Source organism: Enterococcus phoeniculicola ATCC BAA-412 (assembly GCF_000407505.1).
Classification (GTDB): domain Bacteria; phylum Bacillota; class Bacilli; order Lactobacillales; family Enterococcaceae; genus Enterococcus_K; species Enterococcus_K phoeniculicola.
Genome location: NZ_ASWE01000001.1, coordinates 1,192,478 through 1,209,360, shown reverse-complemented (window position 1 = coordinate 1,209,360; position 16,883 = coordinate 1,192,478). Strand labels below are relative to the sequence as shown.

Annotated in this window: 17 protein-coding genes; 2 read left to right on the top strand and 15 right to left on the bottom strand. The window is 37.7% G+C overall.

Annotation, left to right across the window (positions count from 1 at the left end):
- Positions 1–41: 41 nt before the first annotated feature.
- Complete coding sequence (locus tag I589_RS05545) at positions 42–857, top strand: AraC family transcriptional regulator (protein ID WP_010769102.1); 816 nt, start codon at positions 42–44, stop codon at positions 855–857.
- A 473-nt stretch (positions 858–1,330) separates the two neighbouring features.
- Here the strand turns inward: I589_RS05545 and recO are convergent, their stop codons facing one another.
- The 9 genes from recO to I589_RS05500 form a co-directional block, all read right to left on the bottom strand.
- On the bottom strand, positions 1,331–2,107 hold the full coding sequence (recO, locus tag I589_RS05540; protein ID WP_010769103.1) for a DNA repair protein RecO: 777 nt from the start codon (positions 2,105–2,107) through the stop codon (positions 1,331–1,333).
- An 88-nt stretch (positions 2,108–2,195) separates the two neighbouring features.
- Positions 2,196–3,095: a GTPase Era gene (gene era, locus I589_RS05535; protein WP_010769104.1), complete on the bottom strand. Its 900-nt coding sequence runs from the start codon at positions 3,093–3,095 to the stop codon at positions 2,196–2,198.
- A gap of 18 nt (positions 3,096–3,113) precedes the next feature.
- Positions 3,114–3,512 carry a diacylglycerol kinase family protein gene (locus I589_RS05530; protein ID WP_174298990.1) on the bottom strand — a complete coding sequence of 133 codons (399 nt, stop codon included), beginning with the start codon at positions 3,510–3,512 and terminating at the stop codon, positions 3,114–3,116.
- Positions 3,496–3,969, bottom strand: coding sequence for an rRNA maturation RNase YbeY (gene ybeY / locus I589_RS05525; RefSeq protein ID WP_010769106.1), 474 nt, complete (start codon positions 3,967–3,969; stop codon positions 3,496–3,498). The genes I589_RS05530 and ybeY overlap by 17 nt, the downstream gene beginning before the upstream one ends.
- Positions 3,969–6,170, bottom strand: a complete 2,202-nt coding sequence (locus tag I589_RS05520) for an HD family phosphohydrolase (protein ID WP_010769107.1) — start codon at positions 6,168–6,170, stop codon at positions 3,969–3,971. The genes ybeY and I589_RS05520 overlap by 1 nt, the downstream gene beginning before the upstream one ends.
- Positions 6,171–6,191: 21 nt before the next feature.
- Positions 6,192–7,115, bottom strand: coding sequence for a PhoH family protein (locus I589_RS05515; protein ID WP_051100941.1), 924 nt, complete (start codon positions 7,113–7,115; stop codon positions 6,192–6,194).
- A 492-nt stretch (positions 7,116–7,607) separates the two neighbouring features.
- Entirely contained in the window at positions 7,608–8,060 is a 453-nt protein-coding gene (locus tag I589_RS05510; protein WP_010769109.1) for a GatB/YqeY domain-containing protein, read from the bottom strand.
- A 26-nt stretch (positions 8,061–8,086) separates the two neighbouring features.
- Positions 8,087–8,263, bottom strand: coding sequence for a 30S ribosomal protein S21 (gene rpsU, locus I589_RS05505; protein ID WP_002356740.1), 177 nt, complete (start codon positions 8,261–8,263; stop codon positions 8,087–8,089).
- A 266-nt stretch (positions 8,264–8,529) separates the two neighbouring features.
- Entirely contained in the window at positions 8,530–8,958 is a 429-nt protein-coding gene (locus I589_RS05500) for a Fur family transcriptional regulator (protein WP_010769110.1), read from the bottom strand.
- Positions 8,959–9,048: 90 nt separating this feature from the next.
- On the opposite strand from I589_RS05500, the gene I589_RS05495 reads away from it, so the two are divergent.
- The gene (locus I589_RS05495) at positions 9,049–9,891 is read left to right on the top strand and encodes a pyruvate, water dikinase regulatory protein (RefSeq protein ID WP_010769111.1); all 843 of its coding nucleotides are present in this window, start codon (positions 9,049–9,051) and stop codon (positions 9,889–9,891) included.
- Between the two features lie 69 nt (positions 9,892–9,960).
- Here the strand turns inward: I589_RS05495 and thrB are convergent, their stop codons facing one another.
- The 6 genes from thrB to trxB all read right to left on the bottom strand — a co-directional run bounded on the left by thrB (position 9,961) and on the right by trxB (position 16,693).
- On the bottom strand, positions 9,961–10,824 hold the full coding sequence (gene thrB / locus I589_RS05490) for a homoserine kinase (RefSeq protein WP_010769112.1): 864 nt from the start codon (positions 10,822–10,824) through the stop codon (positions 9,961–9,963).
- On the bottom strand, positions 10,821–11,879 hold the full coding sequence (gene thrC / locus I589_RS05485) for a threonine synthase (protein WP_010769113.1): 1,059 nt from the start codon (positions 11,877–11,879) through the stop codon (positions 10,821–10,823). Before thrC ends, thrB begins: the two co-directional genes overlap by 4 nt.
- 2 nt (positions 11,880–11,881) lie before the next feature.
- Positions 11,882–13,171, bottom strand: coding sequence for a homoserine dehydrogenase (locus tag I589_RS05480; RefSeq protein ID WP_010769114.1), 1,290 nt, complete (start codon positions 13,169–13,171; stop codon positions 11,882–11,884).
- A 132-nt stretch (positions 13,172–13,303) separates the two neighbouring features.
- Positions 13,304–13,597 (bottom strand): ArsR/SmtB family transcription factor, encoded by a 294-nt coding sequence (locus I589_RS05475; RefSeq protein WP_010769115.1) that lies wholly within the window; start codon positions 13,595–13,597, stop codon positions 13,304–13,306.
- Between the two features lie 215 nt (positions 13,598–13,812).
- Complete coding sequence (locus I589_RS05470; protein WP_010769116.1) at positions 13,813–15,540, bottom strand: phospho-sugar mutase; 1,728 nt, start codon at positions 15,538–15,540, stop codon at positions 13,813–13,815.
- Positions 15,541–15,760: 220 nt separating this feature from the next.
- Positions 15,761–16,693, bottom strand: coding sequence for a thioredoxin-disulfide reductase (trxB, locus tag I589_RS05465; RefSeq protein ID WP_010769117.1), 933 nt, complete (start codon positions 16,691–16,693; stop codon positions 15,761–15,763).
- Positions 16,694–16,883: the final 190 nt, after the last annotated feature.

The following is a 16,883-nucleotide window of genomic DNA, read 5'->3' as shown; positions in this document are numbered from 1 at the left end:
TATTGAATATAAGAAAACGAAACAAAAGGATGTGATTTTTGATGCCTGTATACTACAACTTAGCTTATCAAGAGAATCCGTTTTCAGTTGACAGTATTGGTTCACATTGGGAGCAGCCTACAGTGAGTCGCCCAACAGGTTATCCTTATTACCATTGGCTGCAGACGGAATCAGGTGTCGGAGAGATTTTTCTTGAAGGAAAAAAAATTGTATTAAAACAAGGACAAGGAATTCTCATTGCTCCATTTGTTCCTCATCAATATTTTTCTCATCGCTCTTCCATATGGATTACCTCGTTTGCGACATTTAACGGGAGCTTAGCCAATGAAATTGGTCAGCTTGTTGGAAAGAGCCCGTATCTTCTAGCAGAAGAACAGCCCTACTTCTCTTTTTTTCAATGGGTAGAAGATCAGATTCAACAGCAAATTACAAATCCTGCAATTGATTCAATAGAGCTTTCTATTTCTTGCTATCAATTTTTAATGCAGCTCAGTCGATTTCAAGATAAGCATACGAATCAAAAACATGAGCTGTATCTCACCTATATTCAGCCTGTAATTGAAGAAATTGAAACAAACTATAAAGAAGCGTTAACGGTGGAACGTCTGGCGGAACAAGTATTTGTCAGTCCACAGTACTTATCTCGACTCTTTCAGCGTTTTTTAGGAATTTCTACTTATACGTTTATCCTGAGATATCGATTAAATAAGGCCAAGGAGCTACTAATCAACAGACAAGAGCTTGAGATTCAGCAAATTGCCTATCTGGTGGGGTTTAAAGATGCTAGTCATTTTGTCGCCTCATTTAAGAAAGAGAGCTCATATACCCCATTAGAATTTCGGCGATTACATCGTTGATGGAATGAGCGTCTGTAGGATAACAATTATATTTATGGTTTAGGCTCTGGAAACAGTAAGAGTCCTCTGTTTTTGTCCAGATTCTTAATTGTTCCTTATGTAAAAAAGTTGCTTTTTTGTCGCACGAATTTTCATGCATAGCCTCGCTTTGATGAATTCAATAGCATAGTTTACTATCTCCGAAAGAAAGACAAAAAAGCTCTAAAACTCTGAAACGATTCCTAAAAGTTAGACTTTATCAAGATTCGTCACAGGGCTTTAGAGAGTTTTTATATAATTTTTTAAAAGTTTTTTAAAACTTTCAGTTGGACAGCTGTTGATTTGACGGTCTTCTCCGTTTTCTTAATACCGAGCAAGCTATTATGGCTTGGAGAGCAGCTAGATAATTGTCTGATTTTTTCCAATTTTTATATACTAGTTTATTGTAGAATAAAATTTTATTTTCTAATCTATTCAGTACTCGATAACGGAATTTACTCTTCTTTTTTTGTCAACATACCTTCCCAGCTTTTCATTTGATCAATGAATTTTTTACTTTTCAGATGGATACCGACATACTCTTCATAAAGAGCATCAATAAAAAGTCGTATTTGATCTTTTGTTTCAGACTTTACGTTCACTTCTTGTAATTTATCATAAGAGATAGCAGAAAATAGCCGTGCAAAGTGGACTGCCCTTGGATCAGCATGATACCGATGCTCATCAGCTGACCAGTGATTTTGACAAAGAACGCCATTATATTTTGAAGAATAATCAAATTTTCCCTGTGTCTGTCCACAAAGAACGCAATGACTCCATGTAGGAGAAACACCAAACCGTTGTAGTAACTGTACTTCAAAAATATTAGTAATGATTTCTGCATCGACTTCTGTATTCATTAGCGATAATGCTTGGTGTAAAAAGTGATAGAGATGTGGATCATAGACTCGATCATCAATCGCTGCATCTGCCAGATTGAGGAGGTATGTACCATATCCACTAAGGAAAATATCCTCTTGAATTTTTCGAAATCCTTGAATATCCTTTGCATTATTCAAAAAAGATAATCCTTCTTCACGAAAATCCCCAATATAAACAGCCTCTGTGAAAGGCAGCAGCGCAGGAGTTAGCGGGTTATTTTGCCGATGAGCTCCTTTAACGAAAAACATCATTTTTCCTGCTGACTGAGTAAAAATTTTCACGAGCTTATCTTTTTCTTTGTGGTTTTTACTAAAAAGAATGATTCCTTTTGATTCAACAAGATTGCTCATCTAACCAATCTCCTTTCATTAAATGGAAAAGAAAGACTGAGACACAATCGAGTGATTTGCGTATCAGCCTACTCCTTTGTATTAAAAATTAGTACTCGTCTTTTCTATAGCCATAGTCTTGTAAGTAAGTTTGTTTGTCGCGCCAATTTTTTTGGACTTTTACCCAAACTTCTAAAAAGACTTTATCTCCCAATAGATGTTCAATGTCCAAGCGGGCTTTTGTTCCAATTTGTTTCAACATTTTGCCCCCTTTTCCGATAACAATTCCCTTTTGGCTGTCTCTTTCAACAATAATTGTTGCTAAAATGCGAACTTTATCATTTTCATCTCTTTTCATTGAATCAATGACTACAGCAACAGAATGAGGCACTTCGTCACGAGTAAGCTGCAGAACCTTCTCACGAATCAGCTCAGAAACGATAAAATACTCGGGATGATCGGTGACTTGATCGTCTGGGAAATATTGAGGACCTTCAGGCATTTGAGTGATTAGAGTCTCCATTAAGTGTTCTACGTTATTTCCTTCAACCGCTGAAATGGGGACAATCTCCGCAAAGTCCATTTGGGAAGTATAGTCCTCGATAATACCTAATAACTTATCTGGATGTACCTTATCAATTTTATTAATAACTAAAAAAACAGGTGAAGAAACATTTTTCAAACGTTCAATAATGAAGTCGTCTCCACGCCCTCTTTTTTCATCTGCGCTAATCATAAATAATACAGCGTCTACTTCACGTAATGCACTGTATGCAGCCTCAACCATAAAGTCTCCTAAGCGATGTTTGGGTTTGTGAATCCCTGGTGTATCAATAAACACCATTTGTGTGTCAGCTGTCGTATAGACTCCTTGAATTTTATTTCTTGTTGTTTGTGCTTTGTCGCTCATGATGGCGATTTTTTGTCCAACGATACGATTAAGTAAAGTGGATTTTCCAACGTTCGGTCTGCCTACAATTGCGACGAATCCTGATTTATGTGTAGTCATAGCTACCCCCTTGTTTGTTTAACGAAAAATAAGTTGATAAATTTTTGGTAGAAATAAAATTGCGCCAATTAATGAGGCGAATAAAGCGGTTAGTAAAACGGCTCCTGCGGCCATATCCTTAACTTTCTTTCCGATAGGATGAAAATGAAACTCTGTAACCATGTCGACAACATTTTCAAAGATTGTATTGATAATTTCCACAACTAAAACTAAAAAGACAGCTAACAAAAGCCATAACCATTCAATTTGAGAGAGCTGAAAAATGAAGCCCGCCAGTATAGCAAGGCTACCGAACAAGACATGTTTTCGCATATTTCGTTCTTCTTGGAAGACGGTTTTTATTCCTTGAAAAGCAAATTCTACAGAACGGACGAAATGTTTGTTTTTTTCAATTCCCTGCTTATCTTTTGAGGCCATACGCATCAAGTATCTCTTTCTGTAAGCCAAACATCTCTTTTTCATCTTCTGGGGTCATGTGGTCATAACCATTGATGTGTAAGAAGCCATGTACAGCAAGAAAACCTAATTCACGGTCATAGGTATGACCATATTCTGCTGCTTGTTCTGCTGCACGTTCAGTAGAAATCATAATGTCACCTAGGTTTCTGGGTAACTGCATGTCCTCTTCAAATATTACAGGGATTTCATCTTCTCCTTCTTCTTCTAAAGCGAAGCTAATGACATCTGTGGGTGCATCTTTTCCACGATAGTCACGATTAATCAGTTGGATGGCAGCATTATCCATAAAGGTAACAGACATTTCTGTGTCTTTTGGAAGGGAAAGATGATCGGCTGCAAATTGGAGCAAATCATCAATCTCTTTTATTTTATCCTCAGAAACTTTCTCGGTTTCATCTATAAAGGTAATATCCATTAGGCATCTCTTCTTTCTTGTTCTTCTTTCATCTTTTCCGCTTCGGATTTCATTTTTGGGTATTTGATTCGTGAATGGAAGGTACTGCTTAATCCATTAATCAATGATTTTTCAATTTTACGAATTTCTTTCAAAGTTAAGCCTGTATCATCTAATTGTCCATCTAGAATGCGACTTTCAATTAAATCATGAACAAACTTTTCGATTTTTTCATTTGTTGGATGATCCATTGCACGTACAGCTGCTTCACAGCTATCTGCAATATTGACAATCCCAGCTTCGCGAGTTTGTGGACGAGGTCCAGGATAACGGAATTGATCTTCTGTGATTTCTGGGTTTCGTTCTTTTGCTTTTACGTAGAAGTAACGCATCAGTGTTGTCCCATGGTGCTGTCTACAAATATCAATCACCATTTCCGGCATACCGTATTCTTCTAGTATTTTTGCTCCATCAATTACATGACCAAAAATAATTTGTTTACTGTCTTCTGGAAGCAAAAAGTTATGCGGATTTTCGGCGCCAGCTGGCAGATTTTCAACAAAAAAGTTTGCATGCTTAATCTTTCCAATATCGTGGTAATAGCAGGCAACTCGAGTGAGTAAAGAGCGTCCCCCGATTTCGGCCACGGCATTGGCACTCAGATTGGCGACCATCATACTATGATGATAGGTTCCAGGTGCTTCTTCCAATAGCTGCTTCAATAGAGGATGATTTGGATTACTTAATTCATTTAAAACAATCATACTGTCATCTGTAATCATTAACTCAATATATGGATGAAGTCCCATTGTTAACAAGAAAGAAAGTAGGCATCCTGCAAGCCCGCAAATTAAAGCGGTCCAGGTCTTTCCATCACCAAAGCTCATTCCTTGATAGATAACCAGGATAATATTCATTAATACAGGGAAAATAACCACCCACATAACTGCAGAGAATCCTTGTTCAGAAATTCTTTGATGTTTCACAACTGTTGCCATCAGACCGGCAAACAGATAGGTGATTAGTGTGATTACCAAAAAGTTAGTACCAATCGAATTGTAAAAGACAAATAGAGCGAAGACTACTTGAAAAAGTGCCGACATAACTCCTGTTCGTCTGTTTAGAAAATAGCTTAGTACAAGCGGCGTAAATGCTGCCGGGAAGAATAATGCAATGTACATGAGCTGTTCTGTTTGAAACATTTGGAAAAATTTCATGAAGACGACGCTTATAGTCATCGCAGTCACATAAAAGAAAATAAATTTAAGCTGCTGCTCTTCTTCCTGAAACTGATGTGAGAAATATAGTAAAACTAATACTTGAAGAACAATCGTTAGAAATAATGCCACTAAAGGAAAAATAGAGGTATTTTTACTAGTTAGTCCTAATAATTTTAGTTTTTCAATTGCTGTTGCATCAATTTGGCTTCCTTCACGAACGATGATTTCTCCTTGAAAAATCATAACAGGCTGTATGGCTTGTCGTGCCGCTTCTCGAAGTTCTTCTGTCCGTTTTTCATTTGGAAAATCATTGACAACAATTCCTAAATTAATTAGATAGCGAATATCTTGTTGTTGAGCTGCCGTGATATTTAAATACTGCAGTTTGTCGGTTGCCTCTTGTTGAAAGTTCTCAAGATCACTTTCACGAATTTGTTTTGCCATTTGTTCATCGATAAGCTTTAAGCTTTCTGTTTGGATTGTGGCAATTTCATCAGCTGTCATCATCATAATCGTTTGATAGAATTGATTTGGCAGCTTTTGAAACAACGCAACATCCTCATCATTTGCTTCTTCAAATTCTTTTTTTAACGCTGCTACCCGTTCATCAGCGGTTGGCTTTGGCACATTAGTTCCCGATTTTGCCTTGTCCACTTTTTCCTTATACTCATCATCAATTTGTTTATTTGCTTTTGTAATGAGTGTAAATAAATTGGTTAGACGGTCGTGTTGTTGAGCGGCTAAATCTTCTTGATAACTGTATTCCGGGGTCACCGCCTCAGCGGCTAGTTTTCGTTTTTGCTCTGTTTCAGCCGTATTCTCAATCGTCTTATTTGCACGAATACTTTCAGTTGCAACTTGTCCTTCTTTGTAGTCAACTGCTTTTTGTTTTACACTGCTAAATGTGATGGCAAACAAAAAGAGGGCAAAGAGAATTAATAAGCTGGGCAAAAAGAAGTGTCCTAACTTCTCTCGTATTTTTCTAACGGTTTTATTAAACACTTATTTACCTCCTAATTTACATCAATCTTTGGGTTCTTGACGTAAGCTTGCTTGTTCATATGCCTGAATTATTTCTGCTACGACAGGATGTCGGACAACATCACTTGCTTCAAAATTAACAAAATCGATTTGTTTGATATTTTTTAATGTTCTTTCTGCATGGATTAATCCACTCATTACCCCACGGGGAAGGTCGATTTGACTGCTGTCCCCATTGACAATCATTTTTGACTGAAAACCTAAACGAGTCAGAAACATTTTCATTTGTGCAATGGTTGTATTTTGTGCTTCATCTAGAATGACAAATGCATCATCTAGTGTTCGACCACGCATATAGGCTAATGGCGCGATTTCAATCACTCCACGCTCCATCAACCGATTTGTATGCTCTGTACCAAAAATTTGATAGAGTGCATCATAGACTGGGCGCAAATAAGGGTCCACTTTTTCCTTTAAATCACCAGGTAAAAATCCAAGGTTCTCCCCTGCTTCTACTGCAGGACGTGTTAGGATAATTTTTTGAACCTCTCCTTTTTTTAATGCAGCAATTGCCATGACAACAGCCAAAAAGGTTTTTCCAGTTCCAGCAGGTCCAATTCCAAAGACGACATCATGTTTTTTCACAGAAGCAACATAATTTTTTTGACCGGTATTTTTTACACGAATAGGCTTTCCATTGTGATCTTTTACGATCTCCTCTTCATACATATCTACGAAGTAATCCAAGGTTCCTTTACGTGCCATCTTTAATGCTGTAACAACGTCTGGTGTACTTATGTGGATACCTCGTTTAATCAACTCTTGAAGCATCCGTATAACCTGTGCAACTAAGTTGGCTTCATCTGGGTCGCCAATAATCTGAATCATTTCTCCACGTGTGTGAATAACTGTTTTTGTATTGTCTTCAAGAAATTTAATATGTTTATCGTGCGCACCTAATAGCATGCTGATATCATCGGTGTCACCAAGTTTTATTTCCAAAGATGTTGACTCTTCTGCTGACAAAAATGCGTCATCTCCTTTGATTTATATTCTTACTTATAATACCACATTCTCTGTAAAAGAAAAAATGACAGGTTGATGGAACAGCAAGATACAACTTTCATTTGGAAAAAAATGAATTATGAGCTGTTTGTTTGTGGATAGAAACAATCCTTGTAAAGAGAAAAACATGGTTAGAAAGAAACACACTTACCGTCAAATGAATCTCCTTGCGCACTTCAAAAACTATCTTCTAGCAGGCTAAATTAAAAACAGTAGAGGATTTCTCGTTTATACAGATAATCATTTACCGGAAAGTTCTAGATACTGACAGAGATGTAAATCAGAGTTATCTTTATAGAATTTCTTTGAAGATGTCTAAAAAGATGATTTAAACGAGCCTTTTGATAATGAAAAAAAGAACCACAGATTTTCGTCTGTGGTTCTTAGCCATTTTTATTCATGGTTTTGCAAAAGTTCTTTTACAACAGCGTTGACTTGATTGCCGTCTGCTTTGCCTTTTACTTGGGGCATAACTGCACCCATAACTTTTCCAAATTCCTTTGGAGAAGTGGCACCAGTTTTTGCAATCGCTCCTGCAACGATTTGACGAATCTCTTCTTCAGAAAGTTGTTCAGGCATATATTTTTCAACGATGATAATTTCACTTTTGACTTTTTCTGCTAAATCATCACGTTCCGCTTTTTCAAACTCTGATAATGAATCACGGCGTTGTTTCATTTCACGAGACAACACTGTTAACTCTTCTTCACCGTTCAAATCGCGGCCGATTTTGATCTGCTCATTTTGAATGGCTGCTTTCAACATGCGAACGACTTGCAATGTCTCTTTGTCTTTCGCCTTCATCGCAGTTTTCATATCTTCATTCAATGTACTTAGTAGTGACACACTACCAGCTCCCATTCATCGAAAAACTAGAATTTTTTGCGTTTTCTAGCTGCTTCAGATTTTTTCTTACGTTTTACACTTGGTTTTTCGTAGAATTCACGTTTACGAGATTCTTGTAGTGTACCCGCTTTTGACACGGAACGTTTGAAGCGACGAAGAGCATCGTCAAGAGATTCGTTTTTACGAACGACTGTTTTTGACATGTTAATTCCCTCCCTCCGAGCTTAAAAAGTAACCGTTTTTGCTATTGAAAGTTAATATCTCAAAAAACAAGACTGTCCTTAAAATATTATATCGAATGCCCATGAGACCGTCAAGCTATTCCGGTAAAGTTTTGACAATTATTCCGTTTAACTTAAGAAAACACTGGATTTTTCCATAGTTAATTGAAAATAAGCAGAAATATCCTTCCTTTTATTCTTCTTTGTTTGGTAGGATTGAGTGTATAAGAAAACAAAAGTTCTTTTTATTACTGACATTCTTCACAACGACCTAATATTTCAAAGCGGTGACCTTCAATCGTACATCCTGAAAGCTGTTCCTCAAAAAAATTCATTGGGCACATGTGAATTTCTTTTGTTTTTCCACAAACTGTACAAATAAAATGATGGTGATGCCCGACATTTCCTTGACAGCAGTGAAAACGAAACTTCATTTCTCCATTCAAATCTGTTTCTTCTAATAAATCAAGTTCAGAAAAATCGTGAAGATTCCTGTAGATAGTATCGTAACTGAGTCCTGGGAAATCTTCTTGCATAAATTCATGGACTTCTCTTGCTGAGACATAACGATTTCTTTTGATAAGATAAGTTAGGAGTGCCTCTCTTTTTTTTGTATATTTGAGTCCATTTTCTTTTAAACAATCGAGTGATTGTTGAATGAGTGTTTGATTATTCATATGCTTTCCTCCTAAATCAAAATGATTCCGAATTGAATTGTGGATTTATGGTATAATAAATTATCAAATTTTGCAAGTGAGGTTTTTATTATGACAGAAGAATCAATGGATATTGTAACGTTTTATGTAATTTCTGATTCTGCAGGAGAAACGGCGTCTAAACTCGCACAAGCGTCAATGGCGCAGTACCCTTCTGTGGAGTTCAATTTGTTTCGCAGAACCTTTGTGAATGACGAAGAGATGCTTTTGAAGGCATTGGAGGATGCAAAAGAAGAAAATGCGATGGTTCTTCATACATTGATTAATGAAGAGTTGGTGACTGTTGCTAATGAGTTTTGTGAACAAAATGGACTATTCAACTTTGATGTACTTACGCCGGTGGTAGGAGAAATCGAACGTCGGTCTGGAGTCGCTCCTTCAAGAGAGCCAGGAGCCTTACATCATCTAAATAAAAACTACTTTAAACGAATTAAAGCGATGGAGTTTGCAGTAAAATATGATGATGGAAAAGATCCACGGGGATTTTTAGAGGCAGATGTTGTTTTATTGGGGGTTTCAAGAACATCGAAAACACCATTAAGTCTATTTTTAGCAAATAAAAATTTAAAAGTAGCAAACCTTCCACTTGTTCCACAAGCACATATTCCTAAACAAATTTGGGAAGTTGACCCAAAGAAAATTGTTGGGCTGACAAATGATCCGGATATTTTAAATAATATTCGGAAGGAACGAATGAAATCTTACGGGTTGAATCCAGATACAGCCTACTCAGATATTGAAAAAATTAAAGCAGAGCTTGTTTTTGCGAATGATTTATACCAAAAACTGGGCTGTGAGGTCATCAATGTTGCGACACTCTCCATTGAAGAAACTGCTTCAATTATCTTAAATGCTCTAAATCTGGAAGATCACAGTTATTACGGAACTGTATAAAAAGTTTAAGAGTGAAGGTGGGACATAACTAATTAAGTCCCACCTTCGTAAACTCTTCAGTTGTTTTAATTAAAATACTTGCACGCCTTCTGTATCAATATGTAGAAGGTCTATTTTCGCTTGCTTATCTAATGCCTGTAAGCGAGCGAAAAGTGCCTCTGTTTTTTCCTCAGGAGATAAGATTAAAATCGTAGGGCCTGCACCGCTGAGAAATGAGGCATAAGCCCCTTCTTCGTGGCAGATTTCACGAATCGCCGCTAAATGAGGAACGAGATGTTTTCGATAGGCTTCATGCCACTTATCTTTTTCCATCATAACGCCTGCAAGTGGCAGATTGCCATTTAAAATGGCAGCAATCATTACATTTGCAATCCCGCTTGCTTCCACTGCTTCTCGATAAGGAATCGTTTCTGGCAAAACACTGCGACTTTCTGTTGTTAGGAGCTCATGATTTGGTACATAAGCGAGTACATCACAATCTGGAAAGTGGTGTTTGACATACCGGACATCGCCATCCAGGAAGCTGGCAACAACAAAGTCACCACAAATAGCTGGTGCAACATTATCAGGATGTCCTTCTAGTTCGGTTGCAATTTGCACCTTATCTTTTAAAGAAAGATGAAGATTTCCTAGTCGATTAGCGAGCTCAATTCCTGCAACAATTACAGATGAACTGCTTCCTAATCCACGCGCTAAAGGAATTTCCGACGTCATTTTTAATTTTTTTGGTGTCAGGTTAGGCGCTAATTTCAAAGCGGTTTGTAAGAGTAAATTCGATTCATCTGTAGGAATTTCCTTGGATAAGTTGTGCTGAATCACCCAGTTTTTACTATCCTCTAGGACCTCAATGAAAAGATATTCTGATAATGCAATTCCACAAGAATCAAATCCTGGGCCTAAATTAGCGCTCGTTGCAGGGACTCTGATTTTCATAGCTTTGCGACTCCTTCACGTAAATGCATACGCATTTCTTCTAAATCACTCATTTTTGAAATTTGAACATCTGTTGCATGGATTGCCGTATCTGGGTCTTTTAATCCATTTCCAGTAAATACAGTGACAACAGTTTCACCTGGTTTAATTTTCCCTGATTTAACATGTTGAATCACCCCTGCTAATGATGCAGCAGACCCTGGTTCAACAAATACGCCATCTTGTGCGGCTACTTTTCGATAGGCATTAAGTATTTCTTCATCCGTTACTGCGTCAATAAATCCAGAAGATTCATCACGAGCGGCTTCTGCCAGCTTCCAGCTTGCTGGATTTCCAATACGAATGGCTGTAGCGACTGTTTCAGGCTGTTCGACTACTTCTCCGCGAACAATTGCCGCGGCCCCCTCTGCTTCAAATCCATGCATTCTAGGAAGTGCTGTACCTTTTACCTCATGCCATTCTTTGAACCCTTTCCAGTAAGCAGAAATATTTCCCGCATTTCCAACTGGAATCGCTAAGACATCAGGTGCTTCTCCCAACTGTTCACAAATCTCAAAAGCTGCTGTTTTTTGTCCTTCAAGACGATAAGGATTGACAGAATTTACAAGAGCGACTGCCTCTGTTTTTGCAATGTCTCTCACTGCCTTCAAGGCTTCATCGAAATTTCCAGGAATAGAAATGATATCTGCGCCGTAGACAATGGCTTGTGCAAGCTTACCCATAGCAATCTTTCCATCAGGAATAACTACATAGGCTTTTACCCCTGCTCTTGTTGCATACGCTGCGGCTGCGGCACTCGTATTTCCAGTAGACGCACACACAATTGCTTTTGCCCCTTCTTCCACGGCTTTTGCCACAGCCATAACCATTCCACGATCTTTAAAAGAGCCAGTAGGATTTAATCCTTCGTATTTTCCGTATAAAGTAATGCCTAATTCCTTAGATAAATTGTGCAGAGGAATAAGTGGTGTATTTCCTTCTGCTAAAGAAATCATTGGTGTTTTATCTGTGATTGGTAAATAGTCCTTATATTGTTTTAGTAATCCTTCATACATAATTAATCCCCCAAAACTTTCATTGTATTTAATAAAGTAAATGCAGTTGATTTCTTAATTTTTTCAAGAGCAGCATCTAGCTTTTTCTTGCTGGTTCTATGTGTAATCACAATGACGCGAGCAGTGTCACCCTCTGATTTTTGCTGAACAACTTGGTCAAAGCTGACGTCTGCTTGATTCATAATCTCAGCAAGCTTCAAAAACTGTCCTTTTTCATCAGGTACTTCTAGTGAAAGATAGTATTTACTAAATATCTCTTCATCTGATGTCAACAATGTCTCATGCCGATACGCATTGAACATATGACCGGTTGTCTTCAGACGAATATTTTTTGCAATAGTGATTAAATCACTGACAACGCTTGTCGCGGTTGGTTTTGCTCCGGCACCAGGACCATAATACATCGATTCACCTACACCTGAACTTTCAATAAAGACAGCATTGTATTCATTACTCACGGAGGCTAGAGGATGTTTTTTTGGAACAAACATTGGGGAAACTTCGACATGAATGCTTTCTCCAGTTTTTTGAGAAGCCCCAATTAATTTGATTTCATAGCCAAGTTGTTTTGCCATAGCCACATCTTCTAGCGCTAATCCCCGAATCCCTTTCACAGAGACTTGTTCCATACTGATATTCATTCCAAATGCAAACTGACTGAGTATAACCATTTTATAGGCGGCATCAATCCCATCCACATCATTTGTTGGATCTGATTCTGCAAATCCCAATGCTTGTGCTTCTTTTAACGCATCCTCATAGGTTTTTGCATCATTGACCATTTTAGTTAACATGTAGTTGGTTGTTCCATTCACAATACCAAGTACATTCGTGATATCGTCTGCAGCTAAACTGTTAGCAATAGTTCTTAAGATGGGAATCCCCCCTGCAACACTTGCTTCGTAGTAGAGATCACAATGGGTTTTCTGTGCAAGGGCAACAAGTTCTCCACCATGTTGGGCAAGGAGGTCTTTATTTGCAGTAACTACATGTTTTCCCTTTTCTAATGCCTGTGAGATGTAGGTTTTCGCAGGCTCAATTTTCCCCATTAATTCAACAACGATTGAAATTTCAGGGTCGTCTAAAATATCGTTAATGGATGTGGTTAATTGAATATTGAAGGCATCTCCTAAAGCACGTTTTGCCTCTATGTCACGTACAAAGGCTTTCTCCACTACAATATCCATTCCTGTTACTTGTCGAATTTTTTCTTGATGAGCAATCAGTATTTCTGGAACACCCGAGCCAACTACTCCTAGACCGAGTAAACCAATTTTCAATTTTTCTTTCATACGTCCTCCAAAAAAATAATATCCGCATTAGAATATTTTCATTTTGTTCTAATCTTCACCGTATAAGTATAACCAAAATTCAAAAAAAAAACTAGACTTTTCCTAAGAATTACGGAAAAAGTCCAGTATATTTCAATGATGCTGCACATGTTCAAATGTTTGATCTAAGATATCTAAAACGTGGTGATCATCTAAGCTATAAAGCATTGTTTTTCCTTCTCGACGAGACTTTACTACACGATTATCTCTTAATAATTTTAATTGGTGTGAAACAGCAGATTGTTCCATGTCTACTTCTTGACTGATTGAGGTGACATTTTTTTCTCCTGTTTTTAGAAAAAATAAAATTTTTAAACGTGTCGGGTCACTTAAGACTTTGTATAGCTGACTCACTTTTTCAATATCTTTTTGAGTCTTCTCTCTCATTCGCGTTTCCTCCTCTGATAAGCAGTCATTAAAAATCTAAAATCTAGTATAACAGAGTTTCTTGATTATTCGAGAAATTCGTTCTTTTTCGGTTTTTAAATTATTTTCTACGAGTTTAATTTGTTCTTTTGAAAATAAAAAACCTCAGTTTGTTGAAGAAACGGAGGTTTTCTATTCTACTGTGTTAAGCGGGCGTCAAGTATGTCGTCTTGTAGCTAGCCTTCAGTGATGTTCGTAATACTTTTTTCGTATGCGGCAATTTTCTCATCTGCTTGTGCCTGAGTACTGCCTTTTACGCCAATATAAAACTTGATTTTTGGTTCTGTTCCAGAAGGTCTCACCGCAATCCAAGACTCGTCTTCAAGCACATACTTCAAAACATTGGATGGTGGAGTCGTTAATGCTTCTGATTTGCCGCTGCGGTCTGTTTTTGTTAACAGTTTGAAGTCTTCTGTTTGAATCACATTGATTCCTGCGAATTTTTTTGGTGCTTCTTCTCGGAATTTTGTCATTAACGCAGCAATTTTTGCGGAGCCTTCAATCCCACTCATGGTTACAGAGATTGTCTTCTCAGCGTAATAGCCATATTCTTTGAACATCTCTTGAAGAGCATCGTAAAGTGTCATTCCTTGTTTCTTATAAAAAGCCGCCACTTCAGCTAACAAAACAAGTGCTTGAATGGCATCTTTGTCACGAACAAATGATTTTACAAGGTAACCATAGCTTTCTTCAAATCCAAACATAAACGTATGAGTGTGATCTTCTTCAAATTGTTGGATTTTTTCAGCTATAAATTTGAATCCAGTGAGTACATTAATCATAGTTGTGTCATATTTGTCAGCAATAGCTGTAGGCAATTCACTTGAAACGATTGACTTCAAAACCGCTGCATTTTCTGGAAGTGTTCCTGCTTGTTTGTGGGCTTCCAAAATATACTGGATCATTAAGGCGCCAATCTGATTCCCAGAAAGAACTTGATAATTTCCGTCAGGCAAACGAACAGCTGCTCCTAAACGGTCTGCATCAGGGTCTGTCGCAATTAATAAATCAGCATTTTCTTTTTCACCTAAACGAATCGCATATTCAAAGGCAGAATGTTCCTCAGGATTCGGTGATTTTACTGTCGTAAAATCAGGATCAGCGATTGCTTGTTCAGGGACTAGTTTGAACTGTTCAAAGCCTGCTTGTTTTAAGGCTTTTTCTCCCAGCATTTTTCCAGTTCCATGAAGTGGCGTATAAATTAGTTTTAATGTCTTGCCCATTTCTTCTACTAGAGAAGGATTAATGGTTACAGCTTTGACTTCTTTCAGGTAAGCGATATCTACTTCTTCACCAATGATTGTAATCAAACCGCTATGCTCGACTTCTTCTTCTGATAAAACTTCTACTTCTAATGGATTTTCAACTCCGCGTACATAAGTAGTTAAAGCATCTGCATCCGCAGGTGGCATTTGTCCTCCGTCTTCTCCATAGACTTTATAGCCATTATAAGCTGCTGGATTGTGAGAGGCAGTAATCATGATGCCTGTAAATGCATGCAGGTGACGCACAGCAAAAGAAAGTTCCGGCGTTGGACGTAGGCTTTCAAAAACAAAGGATGGAATCGCATGCTTTGCTAATGTTTTTGCGGCTTCCATTGCAAATTCAGGAGACATATGACGAGAATCATAGGCAATCGCTACACCGCGACGTTTGGTCTGTGCATCTTGTGCATCCATGAAACGTGCTAATCCTTCTGTTGCTTGACGAATAGTGTAGATATTCATTCGATTAATACCAGGGCCTAAGATACCGCGCATTCCTGCAGTACCAAATTCAAGTGGTGCATAAAAAGCATCCTCTAGTTGTACAGGATCTTCTTTTAAAGTAGTTAATTGTTGTTTTAATTTTTCTTCAAGGCTTGCTTCATTCAGCCATTGTTCATAGACTTGTTCCCAAGACATGACACGACACCTCTTTCTAAAATAATGATTTCTTTTTAAAGTATACCATTCATGAATTCTAGATGAAAGCAATCTCAAAGAAAATAGTTGAATTCAAAGTAGGTGAACAAAGGATTGAATGAGTAACAGAGTTCTAGCATAAGAAAATATTAAAAAGAATAAAAGAAATAGACTATTTTTGCAGTCACAAAAATAGTCTATCGTTAAAAAAGTAGTTCTCTTAATTTACAGCTTCTGGTGTTTCTAATTCTTCTAAATATTTATAGACTTGTTGTCCAGCAATACCGCCTTCTCCGACAGCTGTAGTAATTTGACGAAGTGTTTTTTCACGAACATCTCCAATGGCATAGATTCCTGGAATGGCAGTTTTCATATCTCCGTCTGTTTCAATCCAGCCAGCTTCATTTGTTAAGCCGATTTTTTTGAAGGGTTCCGTTAGAGGGTCAAGCCCAACGTAGATAAAGATTCCATTTGCTTCTGCTTCGCTTACTTCATTTGTTTTTACGTTGCGTAATTTCACGCCAGACATGACCATTTCATTTCCAACGATTTCTTCAACGACTGTATCCCAAATGAAAGAAATTTTTTCATTTGCAAACGCACGGTCTTGGATAATTTTTTGAGCACGTAATTGGTCACGGCGATGAACAATGACAACTTCAGAAGCAAATTGAGTTAAGTAGATGGCTTCTTCAACAGCAGAATCTCCTCCGCCTACCACTACTAAGCGGCGATTACGGAAAAATGCACCATCACAGACAGCACAGTAAGATACTCCGCGACCTGCAAATTCTTCTTCCCCTTTAACACCTAATTTTCGATGGTCGCAACCAGTTGCTATAATGATAGTTTTTCCTTTGTAGCTTGCATCTTCACAGATGACTTCTTTATACTCACCATGGTCTTGAACATCCTGTACAATCCCGTAAGCATTTTCCGTACCAAATTTTGTAACACTATCATACATTTTATAAGCGAGCTCAGGGCCCATAATAGACTCAAATCCAGGATAGTTCTCAACTTCTGCGGTATTGTTCATTTGTCCGCCAGGTGCGCCACGTTCAATCATCAAGACAGATAAATTGGAACGAGAAGCATAAAGAGCTGCAGTCATTCCAGCAGGCCCAGCACCAATTATAATTACATCATACATAGTAGGAATACCTCCAATAATTTTTAAAAGTAAATTTACTTTACAGGGGAAACCAATTCTTGTCTACTCTTCTGCTTGCTCGACGCCAAACGAGTACTAAAATTGTCCAGTAAAAACGAGAAGATAATCTATTGACATTTTTTTCTCCTCCTGTAAAATCATCACGATATATCTATTATATAGAAGTGGA

Coding starts and splice junctions, on each gene's coding strand:
- I589_RS05530 (WP_174298990.1), bottom strand. CDS start 3,512: ATGGCCTCAAAAGATAAGCAGGGAATTGAAAAAAACAAACATTTCGTC.
- I589_RS05495 (WP_010769111.1), top strand. CDS start 9,049: ATGACAGAAGAATCAATGGATATTGTAACGTTTTATGTAATTTCTGAT.
- I589_RS05475 (WP_010769115.1), bottom strand. CDS start 13,597: ATGAGAGAGAAGACTCAAAAAGATATTGAAAAAGTGAGTCAGCTATAC.
- recO (WP_010769103.1), bottom strand. CDS start 2,107: ATGAGCAATCTTGTTGAATCAAAAGGAATCATTCTTTTTAGTAAAAAC.
- era (WP_010769104.1), bottom strand. CDS start 3,095: ATGACTACACATAAATCAGGATTCGTCGCAATTGTAGGCAGACCGAAC.
- rpsU (WP_002356740.1), bottom strand. CDS start 8,263: ATGTCAAAAACAGTCGTTCGTAAAAACGAATCTCTTGACGATGCTCTT.
- ybeY (WP_010769106.1), bottom strand. CDS start 3,969: ATGGATATTACCTTTATAGATGAAACCGAGAAAGTTTCTGAGGATAAA.
- I589_RS05480 (WP_010769114.1), bottom strand. CDS start 13,171: ATGAAAGAAAAATTGAAAATTGGTTTACTCGGTCTAGGAGTAGTTGGC.
- I589_RS05545 (WP_010769102.1), top strand. CDS start 42: ATGCCTGTATACTACAACTTAGCTTATCAAGAGAATCCGTTTTCAGTT.
- I589_RS05500 (WP_010769110.1), bottom strand. CDS start 8,958: ATGAATAATCAAACACTCATTCAACAATCACTCGATTGTTTAAAAGAA.
- thrB (WP_010769112.1), bottom strand. CDS start 10,824: ATGAAAATCAGAGTCCCTGCAACGAGCGCTAATTTAGGCCCAGGATTT.
- I589_RS05515 (WP_051100941.1), bottom strand. CDS start 7,115: ATGCTATTAGGTGCGCACGATAAACATATTAAATTTCTTGAAGACAAT.
- thrC (WP_010769113.1), bottom strand. CDS start 11,879: ATGTATGAAGGATTACTAAAACAATATAAGGACTATTTACCAATCACA.
- trxB (WP_010769117.1), bottom strand. CDS start 16,693: ATGTATGATGTAATTATAATTGGTGCTGGGCCTGCTGGAATGACTGCA.
- I589_RS05470 (WP_010769116.1), bottom strand. CDS start 15,540: ATGTCTTGGGAACAAGTCTATGAACAATGGCTGAATGAAGCAAGCCTT.